This window comes from Streptomyces olivoverticillatus, assembly GCF_014203555.1.
Lineage (GTDB): Bacteria > Actinomycetota > Actinomycetes > Streptomycetales > Streptomycetaceae > Streptomyces > Streptomyces olivoverticillatus.
Map to the genome: position 1 here is coordinate 202681 of NZ_JACHJH010000007.1, position 16565 is coordinate 219245.

Genomic DNA, 16565 nt, shown 5'->3' on the forward strand with positions numbered 1-16565 from the left:
CCCACAGCGGACCCCTCTCCGCACAATTCCAGCACTTTTGTGCAGATTCTCGCCCACTGCGGTGGCTGCCCCTAGCCGCCACGCACGGTGCGCCGGATGCCCGTGTGGTGGAAGGCGAGGTTGAGCACAACGGCCGTCAGACAGCCCGCGCTGACGCCCGAGTTCAGGATGACCTTCAGGGTCTCGGGGATTGCCGAGGTGGCGTAGAAGGTCTTGGACACCACCGGGATCAGGCCGACGCCGAGGGACGTGGCGGCGATCAGCAGATTGTCGCCCCGCTCCAGGCGCGCCGTGAGCAGCACGTTGATGCCGCTGGCCGCGACCGTGCCGAAGAGGACGATGCCCGCCCCGCCCAGGACCGGCTGCGGGACGACGGCGATGAGCGAGGCGAAGGCCGGGCTCAGGCCGAGCAGGACGAACATCAGCCCGGCGGCCGCGACCGTGAAGCGGCTGCGCACCCCGGTGATGGCGACCAGGCCGATGTTCTGGGCGAACGCGCTGTTGGCGAAGCCGTTGAAGAGCGGGCTGACGGCGGATCCGAGAGTGTCCGCGCGCAGCCCGGCGGCGATGGCCTTCTCGTCCGCCCTGCGGCCGACGATCTCGCCGAGCGCCAGCATGTCGGCGGTGCTCTCGGTCATGCAGACCAGCATGACCACGCACATCGACACGATGGCCGGCACCGTGAACTGCGGCGGGCCGAAGTGGAAGGGCGTGGGGAAGCCGACGGCGTGGGCGTGGTGCAGGGCGCTGGTGTCCACGGCTCCCGCGGGCAGCGCCACGAGGGTGCCCGCGACCAGGCCGAGCAGGATCGCGATCTGCCGGCCGAACCCCTTCAGCAGGCGCCGCAGGACCAGCACGATCAGCAGCGTCGCCCCGGCGAGGGCGAGGTTGACCGGCGGCGCGGGCCGCTCGGGGTGCCCGCCCTGGATCCAGCCGAAGGAGACCGGGAGGAGGGTGAGGCCGATGAGGGTGATGACCGTGCCGCTGACGACGGGCGGGAAGAAGCGGACGAGCTTGCAGAACCAGGGGGCGAGCAGAAAGCCCAGCGCCCCGGCCACCATGACGGCGCCGTGGACGACGGGCAGCGCGTCGCGCTTGTCGTGCTGGGCGTCGGCGATGGCGAGCATGGGGGCGACGCCCGCGAAGGAGACGCCGTTGACGAACGGCAGCCGGACGCCCACCTTCCAGAACCCGACGGTCTGCAGGAGCGTGGCGAGTCCGGCAGTGAAGAGGCTCGCGCCGACGAGGAAGGCGAGCTCGGCCGGGGAGAGCCCGACGTACGCGCCGATGACGAGGGGCGGGGCGACGACCCCGGCGTAGCTGGCGGCCACGTGCTGGAAGCCGGTGGCCAGGAGCCTGCCGGGCGTGGGGAGGCGGTCGACGGGGTGGGGGCCGTCAGGGGGTGCGGCGGGTGGTTCGTCTTCCTCGGGGGGTTCGTCTCGCTCGGTGAACCCGGGCGTTGCGGCCACGGCGGTTCCTCCTGTCGGTGGGGCGGAGAACGGACCGGGGCGCGGCCGCGTCGTGGGGCCGCTCCCCGGTCCTGCCCGGCCGAGGGCCGTCCCCCTCGGCGGTCTGTGGCCGTCCGGCGGGCCGGATCAGCCCCCGTCGGCGATGCGCGCCAGGCGCCGGGCCTCGGTGCGCGCCTCGCGGGCGATGGCGTCCTCGTCGGCTCCCGTGAGCCTGCCCTCCTCCACCACGGGACGGCCGCCCACGAGGGAGAGCGTGACGGGCGCGGGGGCGCCGAGCACGAGGGCGGCGACGGGGTCGGCGATGGTGGAGTGGCCGAGCCCGTCGAACTTCCACAGCACGAGGTCGGCGAGCTTGCCGGGCTCCAGCGAGCCGATGTCCGCGGCCCGGCCGAGGACTTGGGCGCCGCCGTACGTGCCCAGCCGCAGCGCCCGGCGGACGTCCAGCGCCTTCTCGCCGCCCGAGAGCCGGTGGATCAGCAGGGCGTTGCGCAGCTCGGTGTGGAGTTCGCCGGACTCGTTGGAGGCGGTGCCGTCGACGCCGAGGCCGACGGGGACACCCGCGCGGAGCATGGCGGGGACGCGGGCGGTGCCGGCGCCGAGCCGGGCGTTGGAGGAGGGGCAGTGGGCGACGCCCGTGCCGGTGCGGGCGAAGGCGTCGATGTCGGAGTCGTTCATGTGGACGCAGTGGGCCATCCACACGTCGTCGCCGAGCCAGCCGGTGGACTCGAAGTAGTCGGTGGGGCCCATCCCGAACCGCTCCTTGCAGAAGCGCTCCTCCTCCACGGTCTCCGAGCCGTGTGTGTGCAGCCGTACGCCCTTGCGGCGGGCGAGCACGGCGGCCTCGCGCATCAGGTCGGTGGTGACGGAGAAGGGCGAGCAGGGCGCGACGCCGATGCGCAGCATCGAGTCGGGGGACGGGTCGTGGTGGGTGTCGATGGCCTCTTCGGTGGCGGCGAGGGCGGCTTCGGTGCTCTCCACGGCGAAGTCGGGGGGCAGGCCGCCGTCGGAGGCGCCGAGGTCCATCGAGCCGCGGGTGGGGTGGAAGCGGACGCCGAGTTCGCGGGCGGCGCGGATTTCGGCGCCCAGGAGGTCGCCGGAGCCGCGGGGGAAGACGTAGTGGTGGTCCATGGCGGTGGTGACGCCGCCGCGCACCATCATCGCGAGCGATCCGCGGGCGGCCGCGTGGACCATGGGCTCGTCGATACGGGCCCAGACGGGGTAGAGGGCGACGAGCCAGTCGAAGAGGCTGTGGTCCTGGGCGAGGCCGCGGGTGAGCCACTGGTAGAAGTGGTGGTGGGTGTTGACCAGGCCGGGCGTGGCCAGGTGGCCGCTGCCGTCGATGCGGCGGACGTCCCCGGGCGGCTGTGCGGGGGCGGGCCCGGGGCCGAGGGATTCGATTCTGCTGCCCGCGATGACGATGTGGCCCGAGGCGTGTTCGGTGCCGGCGGCGTCGACGGTGGCGATGGCGCAGTTCTCGATGACGGTGCGCGGTGGGGGTGCGGCCATGGTCGGTGTCCTCTGGGGGTGTGCAGACGCGGGGTGTACGGCCGTGGGGTGTCAAAGGTTCGTCAGGTCCGCCGGTATGCCGGCCTCGGCGCCGTCGCGCAGGATGGTCGCCTCGATGAGGCCGTAGGGGCGGTCGGCCGCGAAGTAGACCTCGTTGTCGTTCTTGAGGCCGAAGGGTTCCAAGTCGGCGAGGAAGTGGTGCTTGTTGGGGAGGGAGAGCCGGATTTCGTCGATGCCGGGACACTTGTCGATGACGCGGGCGCCCATTTGGTAGAGCGTCTGCTGGAGGGAGAGGGAGTAGGTCTCGGCGAAGGCGTGCAGCAGGTGCTCCCGCACCTGCGCGTAGGAGTGGTCCCAGTGGCCCGGTTCCGGTTCGGCTCCGTCGGTGCCGGAGTGCCGCCACCGGGCGTGCACTTCGGTCGCGAGGATGCGGTCGGCGGTCTCGGGCAGCGTGGTGTAGCGGTCCTTGACGTAGCCGCGGAACTCCGAGTCGGTGGAGTTCATGACGACGAGGTCCTTGAGCCCCGAGATGATCTGCCAGCCGTCCGGCCCGCCGGCGTAGGTGATCTGCGCGGTGCGCGTCTCCTGGTTCGTGCGGACGAAGGAGTGGCGCTTGGGCCCGGGGGTCTCGATGCGTTCCCAGGCGTACTCCTCCACCCGGATGCGGGCGGTGGTGATGGACTGCCGGCTGGTGACGAAGTGCCGGGCGAGGTGAATGCCGAACTGCTCGGCCGAGGCGATGCCGTGTTCCTTGGCGAAGGCGAAGACGGTGTTCTTGGTGGCGTCCGTGGTCAGGACGTTGGCGTTGGATCCGGACAGATGGACCTCGTCCATGTCGCCGGAGAGGGAGACGGAGACGTTGAGGTCCTTGATGTGGTGCGTGGCGCCGTCGCGGACAATTCTGACGACGCGGTTCTCGGCCTTGCCGTACTGGTTCTGACCAAGGATCACGGTGCTAGCTCCCTCGGTATACGGAGTAGCCGAACGGACTGAGCAGCAGGGGTACGTGGTAGTGCTCGCCCGGTGCGACGGCGAAGGCCACCGTCACCTCCGGGAAGAAGGCTGCGCCGTCGGCCGGCTCGTGGGACAGATAGGTCTCGGCCTCGAAGCGAAGCCTCGCGTGGACGGCGCCCGCCGGGAGCGGCGGAAGATCCGTGCACCGGCCGTCGGCGTCGGTGCTCGAGGCTCCGGCCGCGGTCCATGCGCCGTCGCCTCGGTCCCGGACGGCCAGCTCGACGGTGATCCCCGCGGCGGGGCGTCCGGCCGCGGTGTCCAGGACGTGGGTGGAGACGGATGCGCTCGTCGGCTGGGTGCTCATGGCCGGGTCGCTCCTTCGCTCACGGGGTGGACGGCCAGCCGGGCCAGCCGGAGGCGGTTGATTCTGCCCAACTCCCCACGAACGATCTCGCGCTCGCGTTCCGGTGTGTTGTCCATCCGGTTACGGATAGCGTCATACAGGTGTTCGGCGGTGAGGTCGGTGGCGCAGATGAGGAAGACGTGCCCGAACTTCTCCTGGTAGGCCAGGTTGAGCTCCAGCATCTCCGCTCTGAGCCCGGCGGGGGCCCCGGCCATGCCGCGCTGCTCGCGCGCGGAGACCGGATCCCCCGGTGCGGGCCGCCCGATCGGCGGATGCCCGGCCACCGCCTCGTCGAGGTCGCCGGTGCCCAGTGCCGCCACGGCGGCATCACTGGCACCGAGCAGCGCTTCGGCATCGGGGTACGGCCGCCGGGCGAGGATCTCCCTCGCCCACGCGGCACTGGCACAGACCTCCCGCAGCAGGGCCAGCGCCACATCGCCGTCGGCCGCATTGAACCGGGCGAGCCCCGGCATGGCACTCGCGGGAGAAGTCGAACTCGAAGTCACGGCAACCTCCGTGGCGCTTCGGACGGCGCTCGGATGAGCTGCGCATAGCTAACGCCTTCGGCAACACGGCGTCAACAGTTTGTTGAAAATGGAGGGGCGTTGAAAAAGGAGGGCCGGCTACTCCCGGTTCAGGTAGTTGTAGACCGTGAAGCGGCTGACTCCCAGGGCCGTCGCGACGGTTTCGACGCCGTGGCGGAGGGTGAAGGCGCCGCGGGCCTCGAGATTGCGGACCACCGACTGTTTGGTCTTGCGGTCCAGGTCCGCCAGCGGCATGCCGTGGCGGCGTTCGAGGTCGGCGAGGATGCCGTCCAGGGAGTCGGACAGCCGCGGCAGCCGCACGGCGACGACCGGCCGGCCCTCCCAGGAGAGGACCACGTCATCGGCTTCGGCCTGCTCCGGTTCGAGGAGGCTGCCCCCCATGGCGGCCACCAGCGGGGCGACCGCCGCACGGAACGGGTGCTCGCTCACGCACCCTCTCCCTCAACCACGTTGACCTGCAACGACACCCGCGTCGCCCCCGCCCCCAGCGACCTGCGCAGCAGCTCGTCGAGCGCGGTGAGGACGGCGTCGGCGCGGCCTTCGACGGTATTGCCGAACGGGCCCACCTCGACGGCGTCCAGGCCTGCGCCCTGGACCACCTCGCGGGCCACCACCGCATGCCGTGGGGGCTCGTCGAGGTCGAACGGTTCGGTCGTGAACTCCACTCTCAATCGCACGCGGCCAACGTACTGGGCGCGGGCCGCACCCGGGCAGGGGCTCTTGACAGCTCCGGAGCTCCGGCGTCACTCTCCCCTCCGAGTAATGGAAGTTGTTTTCCGCATTACGGAACACGGAAGGAACTCGCCGTGCCGCGAGCTCACCGATTCGACGTCAACCTCTCGATCCTCTTCACCGGGCTGCCGCTGCTGGAGCGGCCCGCGGCCGCTGCGGCCGCCGGGTTCACCGAGGTCGAGCTGTGGTGGCCCTGGCCGGACTCCCCCACGCCGCCCGAGGCCGAACTGGCCGCCCTGCGCCAGGCGTTGACCGATGCCGGGACACAGCTGGTCGGGCTGAACTTCTACGCCGGGCGGTTGCCGGGGCCCGACCGGGGCGCGCTGTCGCTGCCGGGCGCGGAATCCGAGCGGTTCCGGGCCAACGTCGCCGTGGCCGCCGACTTCGCCCACTCCGTCGGGTGCCGGGCGCTCAACGCGCTCCACGGAAACCGCATCCAGGGCGCAGACCCCCGCCTCCAGGACGGCCTCGCCCTGGAGAACCTGGCGTACGCGGCGCAGGCCGCCGACCGCGTGGGGGCCATGCTGCTCATCGAGGCCCTCAACGCGGTGGAGTCCGCGCGCTATCCGGTCACCACCGCGGCGCAGGCCGTCGCCCTGGCCGACAAGGTCAACGCCACGACGGGCCTGGACAACGCGCGCTTCCTGATGGACCTCTACCACCTGGCCATGGGCGGCGAGGACCTGCCCGCGGTCATCGACCGCCACGCGGCCCGGGCCGGGCACGTGCAGATCGCGGACGTCCCGGGCCGTGGCGCCCCCGGCACGGGGGCGCTGCCGCTGGGCGAACTGCTGGGACGCCTGAGGAAGGCCGGGTACGAGGGCCCGATCGGCCTGGAGTACACGGCGCCCGGCGGCGGGCCCCCGGACTTCGCCTGGCTCGACCGCCTCTGATGGCTCGACCACCCTTGATGGAAAGGACCCCCATGTCCGCACTTCCCCGCGTCGCCTGGATAGGCCTCGGCATCATGGGGGCACCCATGGCCGAAAACCTGCTCAAGGCCGGGTACTCCGTGACCGGTCACACCCTTGAGGCGCACAAGCTCGACCGGCTCGCGGCGAGCGGCGGAACCGCCGCCGCCTCGGTCCGCGAAGCCGTCCGGGGCGCCGACGTCGTCGTCACCATGCTCCCCGGCTCCCCCGACGTGGAGGCCGTCGCCCACGGCGAGGACGGCATCCTCGCCCATGCGGCTCCCGGCACCCTGCTCGTCGACATGTCGTCGGTCGACCCGCGGACCTCCGTCGCCCTCGCCGCGGCCGCCGCGCCCCGCCGCATCCGCGTGCTGGACGCGCCCGTGTCCGGCGGGGAGGCCGGTGCCGTCGAAGGCAGCCTGTCGATCATGGTCGGCGGCGGGGAGGGCGACTTCGACGAGGCCCGGCCGCTCTTCGCAGCGCTCGGCACCACCATCGTGCGCTGCGGCCCGCACGGCGCCGGCCAGACCGTGAAGGCCGCCAACCAGCTGATCGTCGCCGTGCACCTCCAGGCCGCCGCCGAAGCCGTCGTCTTCCTGCGGAAGGCCGGCGTCGACCTCGCCGCCGCCCTCGACGTGCTCGGCGGCGGTCTCGCCGGGTCGGCCGTCCTCGCCCGCAAGCGGGACAACTTCCTCGGCCACGCGTTCCCCCCGGGCTTCCGGATCGACCTGCACCACAAGGACATGGGCATCGTCACCACGGCCGCCCGCGCGCTGGGCGCCGCACTGCCCGTCGGCGGCCTCGTGGCCCAGCTGATCGCGGCGGCGCGCGCGCAGGGCGACGGCCACCTGGACCACTCGGCGCTGCTGCGCGGCGTCGAGCGGCTGTCGGGGGTGGCCTCGTGACGCGGGCCGTCACCATGCCCGTCATGCAGGCGGCCGTGCACATCCTCAAGGACGAGGGCGTCGACGTCGCCTTCGGCTGCCCCGGCGCCGCGATCCTTCCGCTGTACAAGGCGATGGAGGTGTGCGGCGGCATCGAGCACCTGACCGTCCGCCACGAAGAGGGCGCGACACACATGGCCGACGGCTGGGCCCGTACCAACGGCCGCGTCGGCGTGGCCATCGCCACCTCCGGGCCGGGCGGCACCAACCTCGTCACCGGCCTGTACACGGCCTTCGCCGACTCCATCCCCATGCTCTGCATCACCGGCCAGGCCGTCTCCGGCAAGCTGCACCAAGAGGCCTTCCAGGCGGTCGACATCGTCTCGATCGCCCGGCCCGTCACCAAGTGGGCGGTGCAGATCAAGGAGGCCGCCCAGATCCCCTGGGTCTTCCGCGAGGCGTTCCGCATCGCCCGCGAGGGCCGGCCCGGGCCCGTCCTCATCGACATCCCGCTGGACATCGCCCGGCAGACGATCCGCTACGACGCCGCGACGGACGCCCCGCTGCCCCTGCGGACCGCCCCGCCGCACCCGCCGCGCGTCGAGGCCGCCCTCGATCTGCTGCTGGCCGCACGGCGTCCGCTGGTCCTGGCCGGGGGCGGGGTGATCCTCGCCGAGGCGGCGGACGAGCTGCGGGCGCTGGTGGAGCACCTGCGGGTGCCGTTCCAGGTCACGCTGATGGGCAAGGGCGTCATCGAGGACGACCACGAGCTGCACCTGGGCACCACCGGCATCCAGACCTCGCAGCGGTATGCCAACGCCTCCTTCCTGGAGTCCGACTTCGTGCTCGCCGTCGGCGCCCGCTTCGGCGACCGGCACACCGGAGCCGACCTCTCCGTCTACCGGGGCGAGCGCACCTTCGTCCACGTGGACGTCGAACCCACCCAGCTCGGCAAGGTGATCGAACCCGACCTCGGCATCGTCTCCGACGCCCGGCTCTTCCTCGCGGCGCTGCTGGACGCCGCCAAGGCCCGCGGGTCGGCACCCGACTACGGCCCCTGGACCGAGCGCTGCCGGGAGCTGAAGCGGACGCTCGTCCGCCGCGAGGACTTCGATGCGGTCCCGGTCAAGGCGCCGCGGGTCTACAAGGAGATCAACGAAGTCTTCGGCGCCGACACCTACTTCGTCACCGCCATCGGCCTGTACCAGATCTGGGGCGGACAGCACCAGAAGGCCCATCTGCCCCGCCGCTACCAGGTCTGCGGCCAGGCCGGGCCGCTGGGCTGGGAGGTCCCGGCCGCCATCGGCGTCAAGAAGGCGCTGGAGGGCATGGGCCGCGGCGGGACGGAAGTGGTGGGCATCGTCGGCGACTACGGCTTCCAGTACACCGTCGAGGAGCTGGCCGTCGCGGCGCAGTACGACGTGCCGTTCGTATTGATCATGCTCAACAACGAGTACCTGGGCCTGATCCGGCAGGCGTCGCGCGGCTACGGAATGAACTACCAGGTCGACATCCACTACGACGAGAGCGGCACCGACAACGTCAAGCTCATGGAGGCGTACGGCTGCGCGGGGCGCCGCGTCACCGACCCCGCGGACATCCGGACCGCCATCGAGTGGGCCCGCAAGGAGGCCGTGTCGACCTCCCGGCCGGTGCTGGTCGAGATCATGATCGAGCGCGAGGCGAACACGCCGCACGGTCCGGACATCGACGCGGTCGAGGAGTTCGAGCCGCTGCCCTGACCGCGCCCCCGACCCCGGGCGGCGGTGCCACCGTCCCGTCGCGCCCCGAGGCACCGCCGCCCGGACCCTTGACGCCTTGGGCGAATCGCTCCCCGGCCGCGCCGACATCGTGGACGATGGGGTACCCCACAACCCCTACGGACCCCTCGCTGGAGCCGAAGATGGCCAAGAGCGTGCCGGTGCACTGCCCCACGTGCCGCCGGGAGCACTCCTTCACCCCGCCCACCTTCCCTTGCGCCTGCGGCGCACCGCTCACCCTGCCCGTACTGCCGGACGCCGAGCCCGAGTTAATGGCCCAGCGCACCTGGCGCGATTCCTGGGTGGCGGTCCGCTGCCCGGCCTGCGACCGCCAGGGCCAGTGGCCCCGGCCCGAGTTCGGCTGCTCGTGCGGGGCGGTGGTGCGCCTGCCCGTCCAGCCGGTGCGCGACGGCGCCGCGCCCGACGGTCAGCCGCCGCGTCGGCCGCGCGTCGTGCAGCGCCGTCCCGCCTTCCGGCCGGTCGCCATCCGCACCGAGCGCGATGCGGTGATGGCCGCCGAGCGCTATCTGCGCTGGCTCGGCTACTCGGACGTACGCCGTCCGGGCAACTGCCCCGCGCCCACGGCCTCCGGGGTGGACCTGCGCGCCACCGGTCTCGTGGCCCGGGTGGACCCGACCACTCTCCCCACCACCCTGCGCGACATCGAATGCCTGTGGCTGTACGGCCTGCTCGACTCGGTGACCGGCGTCTGCTTCTCCCTCGCGGGCTACGCTCCCGACGCGCGCTGCCGCGCGGACGACCTGCGGCTTCCGCTGTTCGTGATGGATCTGACCGGCACGCCGCAGGCCCTCAACGACTGGGCCGACGAGCTGGTGCGCCGCGGCCAGGGCTGAGCCGGGCGCCCCGCAAAGCTCAATTCTTGCTCTGAAACAGCCGTTGCTCATGGCGAGTTGAGCTCGCTCGGGCGGAGACTGTGCAAGGGCCCGCGGACGCACGGGGGAGCGCGGACCCGCCCACGGGGGGATCCACGGGGGAAACAGCGGGGGATGTACGGGGGGAAAAGGGTTTCACGGCACGGGGGATGGCGGGGCGGCCCGGGAAGGGCCGCCCCGCTGCCGTGTCCCTACGACCGTACGGGCACTGTCGGGTCGAGTGACGCCGCCGCCTCGCGGCGCAGCTCCACCTTGCGCACCTTGCCGCTGACGGTCATGGGGAACGCCTCCATGATCCGCAGGTACTTCGGCACCTTGTAGTGGGCCAGCCGGCCGCGGCAGTAGCGGGCCAGCTCGTCGCGGGTGAGGGTCTCGGCGGGGTCGCGCAGGATGACGCAAGCCATGATCTCCTCGCCGTAACTCTCGTCGGGCACGCCGATGACCTGCACGTCGGAGATCTTGGGGTGGGAGTAGAGGAACTCCTCGATCTCCCGCGGGTAGACGTTCTCGCCACCTCTGATGATCATGTCCTTGATGCGGCCGACGATCTGCACGTAGTCGTCCTCGTCCATCAGCGCGAGGTCGCCGGTGTGCATCCAGCCCTCCGCGTCGACGGCCTCCGCGGTGCGCTCCGGCTCGTTCCAGTAGCCCAGCATCACCGAGTAGCCGCGGGTGCACAGCTCGCCGGGTTCGCCGTGGGGGACCGTGGCGCCGGTGGCCGGGTCGGTGACCTTCACCTCGATGTGCGGGAGCACCCGGCCGACCGTGCCGGTGCGGCGGTCGAGGTCGTCGTCGCGCCGGGTCTGGGTGGAGACCGGGGAGGTCTCGGTCATTCCGTAGCAGATGGCGACCTCGGCCATGTGCATCTCGGCGACGACCCGCTTCATCACCTCGGCCGGGCACGGCGAGCCCGCCATGATGCCGGTGCGCAGCGAGGTCAGGTCGTAGGTGGCGAAGTCGGGCAGGCCCAGCTCGGCGATGAACATGGTGGGGACGCCGTAGAGCGAGGTGCAGCGCTCGCGTTCGACGGCGTGGAGGGTGGCGGTGGCGTCGAAGGCCGGGGCCGGGATGACCACGCAGGCACCGTGGCTGGTGGCGGCGAGATTGCCCATGACCATGCCGAAGCAGTGGTAGAAGGGCACGGGCAGGGCGATGCGGTCCGCTTCGGTGTAGCCCAGGGTCTCTCCCACGAAGTAGCCGTTATTGAGGATGTTGCGGTGCGAGAGGGTGGCGCCCTTGGCGAAGCCGGTGGTGCCCGAGGTGAATTGGATGTTGACGGGGTCGGTGCTGCGCAGCCGTGACGCGCGCTCGGCCAGCCGCTCGGGCGGGACGCCGGCGCCCAGCCGCAGCAGCCCGGTCCAGGTCGGGTCGTCGATGTAGACGACGTCGCGCAGCGCCGGACAGGAGGAGCGCACCTGCTCGATCATGCGGCGGTAGTCGCTGGTGCGGTGTTCGGTGGAGGAGACGAGCACGCTGATCTCCGCCTGGCGCAGTACGTAGCCCAGTTCGTGCACCCGGTAGGCCGGGTTGATGTTGACCATGATCGCGCCGATGCGGGCGGTGGCGTACTGCACCATGACCCACTCGGGGCAGTTGACGGCCCAGATGCCCACCCGGTCGCCCTTGGCCACGCCCTTGGCGAGCAGACCCAGCGCGACCTCTTCGACCGCGCGCCCGAACTCCGCGTACGTCCACCGGCGCCCGCCGTGGACGTCGACGAGCGCATCGCGGTCGCCGAAGCGTTCGACGGTGCGGGCCAGGTTGGCGCCGATGGTGTCGTCGAGCAGCGGGGTGTCGGTGGGGCCCGCCGCGTAGGAGGGGGAGGGTGTGCTCACCGGTGGTCTTCCTCTCGGTACTCGTCTCCGCCGCCCTGTGCGGTGTGCTCGCGCAGGGCGATCCGGCGGATCTTGCCGGACACGGTCTTGGGCAGCTCGGCGAACTCCAGTCGGCGCACGCGCTTGTAGGGGGCGAGCACGGCCCGGGAGTGGGCGAAGATCGCCTTGGCGGTCACGGGGCCGGGCTCCCAGCCCTCGGCGAGGACGACGTATGCCTTGGGCACGGACAGCCGCAGCGGGTCGGGCGCGGGGACGACGGCGGCTTCGGCGACGGCTTCGTGCTCCAGGAGGGCGCTCTCCAGCTCGAAGGGGCTGATCTTGTAATCACTTGATTTGAAGACGTCATCGGCGCGCCCGATGTAGGTGAGATATCCGTCTTCGTCGCGGGAGGCGATGTCGCCGGTGCGGTAGTGGCCACCCGCCATGGCCTCGGCGGTGCGCCCGGGGTCACCCGCATAGCCGGTCATCAGGCCGACGGGCCGCTCGGAGAGATCGAGGGCGATCTCCCCCTCGTCGGCGGTCTCCCCGGTGACGGGGTCGAGGAGGACGACGCGGAAGCCCGGCACCGGCCGCCCCATCGACCCCGTCTTGAGCGGCTGTCCGGGCGTGTTGGCCACCTGGACCGAGGTCTCGGTCTGCCCGAATCCGTCGCGGATGGTCACGCCCCACGCCCGCCGCACGGCCTCGATGACCTCGGGGTTGAGGGGTTCGCCCGCGGCGACGGCCTCGCGCGGGGGCGTGCGCAGCGCCCGCAGGTCGGCCTGGATGAGCATCCGCCACACGGTGGGCGGGGCGCAGAAGGAGGTGACGCCGCAGCGGTCCATCTCGGCCATGAGGCGGGCGGCGTCGAAGCGTCGGTAGTTGAAGACGAAGACGGTGGCTTCGGCGTTCCAGGGGGCGAAGAGGTTGGACCAGGCGTGCTTGGCCCAGCCGGGCGAGGAGATGTTGAGGTGGACGTCCCCGGGGAGCAGCCCGATCCAGTACATGGTGCTCAAGTGCCCGATGGGGTAAGAGATGTGGCTGTGCTCGACGAGCTTGGGCTGGGCGGTGGTGCCGGAGGTGAAGTAGAGAAGCAGGGTTTCATCGGCGGCGGTCGGCCCGTCGGGGGTGAAGCTCTCGTCGGCGGCGTACGCGTCCTCGTAGGCGAGCCAGCCGGCCTCGTCCGTCCCGCCGACCGCGATCCGGGTGTAACCCCCCGGCACCTGCGCGAACTTGCCGGTGTCGGCCGCCCGTACGATCACGTGCCGGGCCTCGCCGCGGCCGATGCGGTCGGTGAGGTCGGCGGGGCCCAGCAGCGGGGTGGCGGGGATGACGACGGCGCGCAGCTTCATCGCCGCCAGCGCCGTCTCCCACAGCTCGGTCTGGTTGCCCAGCATGACGACGATGCGGTCACCTGCCCGGACGCCCTGCGCGCGCAGCCAGTTGGCGACCCGGTCGGAGCGGCGGCGCAGGGCGTCGAAGGAGAGCCGGACCTCGCCGCCGTCCTCCTCGACGATCCACAAGGCGGTGCGGTCGTTGCCGCGCGCGATCGCGTCGAACCAGTCGAGCGCCCAGTTGAAGCGTTGCGGGCGGGGCCAGGTGAATCCCTCGTAAGCCGCGGCGCAGTCCTCCCGGTGCGCGAGCAGGAAGTCCCGCGCCGCCTTGAACTCGCTCGCGGGACCGGCCGCGCCGGTCGGGTCCATTGCCGTCACATGTCCTCCTGATTGCCGGGCGCTTCGTCGAGCCGCTGGTTAGCATCGTGCGACGGTGTTGCGCGTCCGGCCACCCCCGGACGGGGGTGGCAGTGGTGGCTGGGGAGCGCGAGGTTGCAGTGGCCCCAGCCCCTGTTGTGATTCTTCCAAAACTTCGACGTGGTGAAGCGGGGGCGGCCATGGGTGATGCGGGCGGGATACGGGCGGCGCTGCAACGACTGCGGACGGAGGCCGGGCTGCCGGTGGCCTTCGGCGGACTGTCCACGGACGCCCGGCAGTTCCGCATCTCGGACATGACCGGCACGACCTCGACGGTCCTGCGGGGCCTCGCGATTCGCACGGGCACCGGCCTCGGCGGCAAGGCCGCCGTGCTGGGCCGCCCGCTGTCGGTGACCGACTACCGCTCCTCGCACGCCATCACCCACGAGTACGACGCCGCGGTGGCGGCCGAGGGCCTGCGCTCGGTGCTGGCCGTGCCCGTGGTCGTACGGGGCCGGGTGCGCGGCGTCCTCTACGGCGCCCTGCGCCGCCCGCTGGCCCTCGGCGACCGCTCACTGACGGCCGCGGTCGGCGTGGCCCGCGAGCTGGAGCAGAACCTGGCCGTTCAAGACGAGGTCGGGCAGCTGCTGTCCGCCGGCTCGGGCGCCGTCTGGGAAGAGGTCCGCGAGGCCCACGGCGAACTCCGGACGCTCGCCCGGCGCGTCACGGATCCCGCGCTGCGGGAGGAGCTGCTGGCGGCGTGCGCCCGGCTGGCGCGGGCGTCGGGCACGCCGTCGGACGCCGGTGCGGGGGCGAGGGCGGGGGCGGCGACGGTCGCCCTGTCGCCGCGTGAGGTCGACGTCCTCACGTGCGTGGCCTCGGGCGCGACCAACGCGGGGACCGCGGAGCGGTTGGGCCTGCGCCCGGAGACGGTCAAGAGCTACCTGCGGTCGGGCATGCGCAAGCTCGGGGCGCGGACCCGCCTGGAGGCGGTGGTCGCGGCACGGAGGGCGGGGGTGCTGCCGTGACGGCGGCGGCCGGAACCAGCCCGTCCGGCGTTCGACGACGGCGCACATCAGCGCGGATCAAGGGGGGCGGGGCGGGGGAAGTGAACCGGCGGAGGCCCGCACGTCAACACCCCGTCAAGGGAGCTCGAAGAGGGGTCAATGTGCTGTCAAGGTCGCACTCGGCACCGCCCCCACCGGGCATAGCGTGAAAGCGCACCGCCGCCACCCCACACCCCCGAGGGCAGCCGAAATGCACGTATGCCGAACCCCTGCCGAAGCCGCCGCGGTCGCCGCCGCAACGACCGTCACCACCGTCCCGGCCGACGACGGCGACCCCTCTCATCCCGCCCGCCCCTTCCACGTCCCCGTCCGTCCCTGCCCCACCGGCGGATTCGCCCTCCGCATCTTCCGCACCCCCCTCGGCACCCGCACGGCCGTCGCCTTCACCACCGGGCGCCAGCTGGCCGACTGCCTCGGCCCCGACCAGCGGTCCGTACGCCTCTCCCTCGCCGCCGTACGCGCCCTCGCCGTCCCTCTCGGCATCACCCTGGTCTCCGTCGATCCCCAGCTGACCGCCCCCGCCGTGCGGCCCGTGAACCTCCCCGGCTGACTCCTCGCCACTTCACCCGAAGGAGACCACCGGTGTCTCTCCCCCTCGCCCCCATAGCGCTGCCTCCCCTCCCCGAAGAGCCCGGGCCCGCCTCCGTCTGGCCCGCCTCCACCCGCACCCTGCGCTCCGGCGGCACCGCCATCGGCGGCGTCCCCCTCGCCGAGCTCGCCGACCGCTTCGGCACCCCCTGCTACGTCATCGACGAGGACGAGGTCCGCAATCGCGCCCGCGCCTGGCGCTCCGCCCTCCCCGACGCCGACGTCGCCTACGCGGGCAAGGCCTTCCTCTGCCGCGCCATGCTCCGCTGGCTCGACGAGGAGGGCCTGCACCTGGACGTCTGCTCCGCCGGCGAGCTCGAACTCGCCGCCCACACCGGCTTCCCCGCCGACCGCATCGTCCTGCACGGCAACGCCAAGAGCCCCGCCGACCTCGCCACCGCCCTGCGGCTCGGCGTGGGCCGGATCGTCATCGACAGCACCGGCGAAATCGCCCGCCTCGCCGCCCTGGTCCCGCCCGGCAGCCGCCAGCGCGTCCTCGTCCGCGTCGTCCCGGGCATCGCCGCCGGTGCCCACACGGCCGTACGCACCGGCGTCGAGGGCCAGAAGTTCGGGCTGCCCATCGCGGGTGGCGAAGCCGAGGACGCGGTGGTGCGCGTGCTGGGGCAGCCCCGCCTCGAACTCGTCGGTCTGCACTGCCACCTCGGCTCCCAGATCGCCTCCGTCGATCCCTACGTCACCGCCGTCCGCCGGCTCGTCGGCCTGCTCTCCCGGCTGCGCGACGTGCACGGCGTCACCTTCCCCGAACTCGACCTCGGCGGCGGCTTCGCCATTCCCTACCGCGACGGCGACCAGGCCCTCGACCCGCGCCCGTACGCACTGCGCGTCACCTCCGAACTCGCCCTCCGCTGCGCCCACGCCGACCTCCCCGTCCCCCGTCTCACCGTCGAACCGGGCCGCTGGATAGCGGGCCCCGCGGGCGTCGCCCTCTACCGCGTCCTCGCGGTCAAATCCACCGGCGACCGCCTCTTCGTCGCCGTCGACGGCGGCATGAGCGACAACCCGCGCCCGGCGCTGTACGGCGTCCGCTACACGGTCCGCCTCGTGGGCCGCGCCTCCTCGGTCCCGGAACGCACGATGACGGTCGTGGGCCGCCACTGCGAGGCCGGTGACGTCCTCGCGGAGGACGTGGCGCTGCCGGGCGACATCCGCCCGGGGGACGTCCTGGGCGTACCGGCGTCCGGGGCCTACCACGTGTCCATGGCCTCGGCGTACAACCTGGTGGGCCGCCCGCCGGTCGCGGCGGTATCGGAGGGCCGCGCGCGCCTGCTGATACGGCGGGAGACGCTGGAGGATCTGCGGGTCCGGGATGTGGGTGAGTGACCGTTGC

Annotated in this window: 16 protein-coding genes; 7 read left to right on the forward strand and 9 right to left on the reverse strand. The window is 72.4% G+C overall.

Annotated elements, in window-relative coordinates; genetic code table 11:
• Nucleotides 1-71 precede the first annotated feature (71 nt).
• The 7 genes from FHS39_RS22615 to FHS39_RS22645 form a co-directional block, all read right to left on the reverse strand.
• A complete protein-coding gene (locus FHS39_RS22615; RefSeq protein WP_184351256.1) occupies nt 72-1469 on the reverse strand; it encodes a solute carrier family 23 protein in 1398 nt (465 codons plus the stop codon).
• A 126-nt stretch (nt 1470-1595) separates the two neighbouring features.
• Nucleotides 1596-2975, reverse strand: coding sequence for an 8-oxoguanine deaminase (locus tag FHS39_RS22620; RefSeq protein ID WP_184351257.1), 1380 nt, complete (start codon nt 2973-2975; stop codon nt 1596-1598).
• A gap of 51 nt (nt 2976-3026) precedes the next feature.
• Nucleotides 3027-3926: a factor-independent urate hydroxylase gene (gene pucL / locus FHS39_RS22625; RefSeq protein WP_184351258.1), complete on the reverse strand. Its 900-nt coding sequence runs from the start codon at nt 3924-3926 to the stop codon at nt 3027-3029.
• A 4-nt stretch (nt 3927-3930) separates the two neighbouring features.
• Nucleotides 3931-4293, reverse strand: coding sequence for a hydroxyisourate hydrolase (gene uraH, locus FHS39_RS22630; protein WP_184351259.1), 363 nt, complete (start codon nt 4291-4293; stop codon nt 3931-3933).
• The gene (gene uraD / locus FHS39_RS22635; protein ID WP_184351298.1) at nt 4290-4805 is read right to left on the reverse strand and encodes a 2-oxo-4-hydroxy-4-carboxy-5-ureidoimidazoline decarboxylase; all 516 of its coding nucleotides are present in this window, start codon (nt 4803-4805) and stop codon (nt 4290-4292) included. The genes uraH and uraD overlap by 4 nt, the downstream gene beginning before the upstream one ends.
• A gap of 150 nt (nt 4806-4955) precedes the next feature.
• A complete protein-coding gene (locus FHS39_RS22640; protein ID WP_184351299.1) occupies nt 4956-5258 on the reverse strand; it encodes a helix-turn-helix domain-containing protein in 303 nt (100 codons plus the stop codon).
• 44 nt (nt 5259-5302) lie between these two features.
• A complete protein-coding gene (locus FHS39_RS22645; RefSeq protein WP_184351260.1) occupies nt 5303-5554 on the reverse strand; it encodes a thiamine-binding protein in 252 nt (83 codons plus the stop codon).
• A 129-nt stretch (nt 5555-5683) separates the two neighbouring features.
• Between FHS39_RS22645 and FHS39_RS22650 the strand changes: the two genes are divergently transcribed.
• From FHS39_RS22650 to FHS39_RS22665, 4 genes are all read left to right on the forward strand, one after another.
• Nucleotides 5684-6502 (forward strand): TIM barrel protein, encoded by an 819-nt coding sequence (locus FHS39_RS22650; RefSeq protein WP_343069689.1) that lies wholly within the window; start codon nt 5684-5686, stop codon nt 6500-6502.
• 32 nt (nt 6503-6534) lie between these two features.
• Nucleotides 6535-7425 (forward strand): 2-hydroxy-3-oxopropionate reductase, encoded by an 891-nt coding sequence (locus FHS39_RS22655; RefSeq protein WP_425507808.1) that lies wholly within the window; start codon nt 6535-6537, stop codon nt 7423-7425.
• A 14-nt stretch (nt 7426-7439) separates the two neighbouring features.
• Nucleotides 7440-9146 carry a glyoxylate carboligase gene (gene gcl / locus FHS39_RS22660; RefSeq protein WP_184351300.1) on the forward strand — a complete coding sequence of 569 codons (1707 nt, stop codon included), beginning with the start codon at nt 7440-7442 and terminating at the stop codon, nt 9144-9146.
• A gap of 161 nt (nt 9147-9307) precedes the next feature.
• Nucleotides 9308-10018, forward strand: a complete 711-nt coding sequence (locus tag FHS39_RS22665) for a hypothetical protein (RefSeq protein WP_184351301.1) — start codon at nt 9308-9310, stop codon at nt 10016-10018.
• Between the two features lie 230 nt (nt 10019-10248).
• Here FHS39_RS22665 and FHS39_RS22670 read toward each other — a convergent pair whose 3' ends face one another.
• The gene (locus FHS39_RS22670) at nt 10249-11892 is read right to left on the reverse strand and encodes an AMP-binding protein (RefSeq protein ID WP_184351263.1); all 1644 of its coding nucleotides are present in this window, start codon (nt 11890-11892) and stop codon (nt 10249-10251) included.
• A complete protein-coding gene (locus FHS39_RS22675) occupies nt 11889-13574 on the reverse strand; it encodes an AMP-binding protein (RefSeq protein ID WP_184351302.1) in 1686 nt (561 codons plus the stop codon). Before FHS39_RS22675 ends, FHS39_RS22670 begins: the two co-directional genes overlap by 4 nt.
• A 188-nt stretch (nt 13575-13762) precedes the next feature.
• Between FHS39_RS22675 and FHS39_RS22680 the strand changes: the two genes are divergently transcribed.
• The 3 genes from FHS39_RS22680 (at nt 13763) to lysA (ending at nt 16558) form a co-directional block, all read left to right on the forward strand.
• Entirely contained in the window at nt 13763-14590 is an 828-nt protein-coding gene (locus FHS39_RS22680) for a helix-turn-helix transcriptional regulator (protein WP_184351264.1), read from the forward strand.
• Nucleotides 14591-14819: 229 nt separating this feature from the next.
• Nucleotides 14820-15179, forward strand: coding sequence for an SAV_915 family protein (locus FHS39_RS22685; protein ID WP_184351265.1), 360 nt, complete (start codon nt 14820-14822; stop codon nt 15177-15179).
• 32 nt (nt 15180-15211) lie between these two features.
• Nucleotides 15212-16558 carry a diaminopimelate decarboxylase gene (gene lysA, locus FHS39_RS22690; RefSeq protein ID WP_425507809.1) on the forward strand — a complete coding sequence of 449 codons (1347 nt, stop codon included), beginning with the start codon at nt 15212-15214 and terminating at the stop codon, nt 16556-16558.
• Nucleotides 16559-16565: the final 7 nt, after the last annotated feature.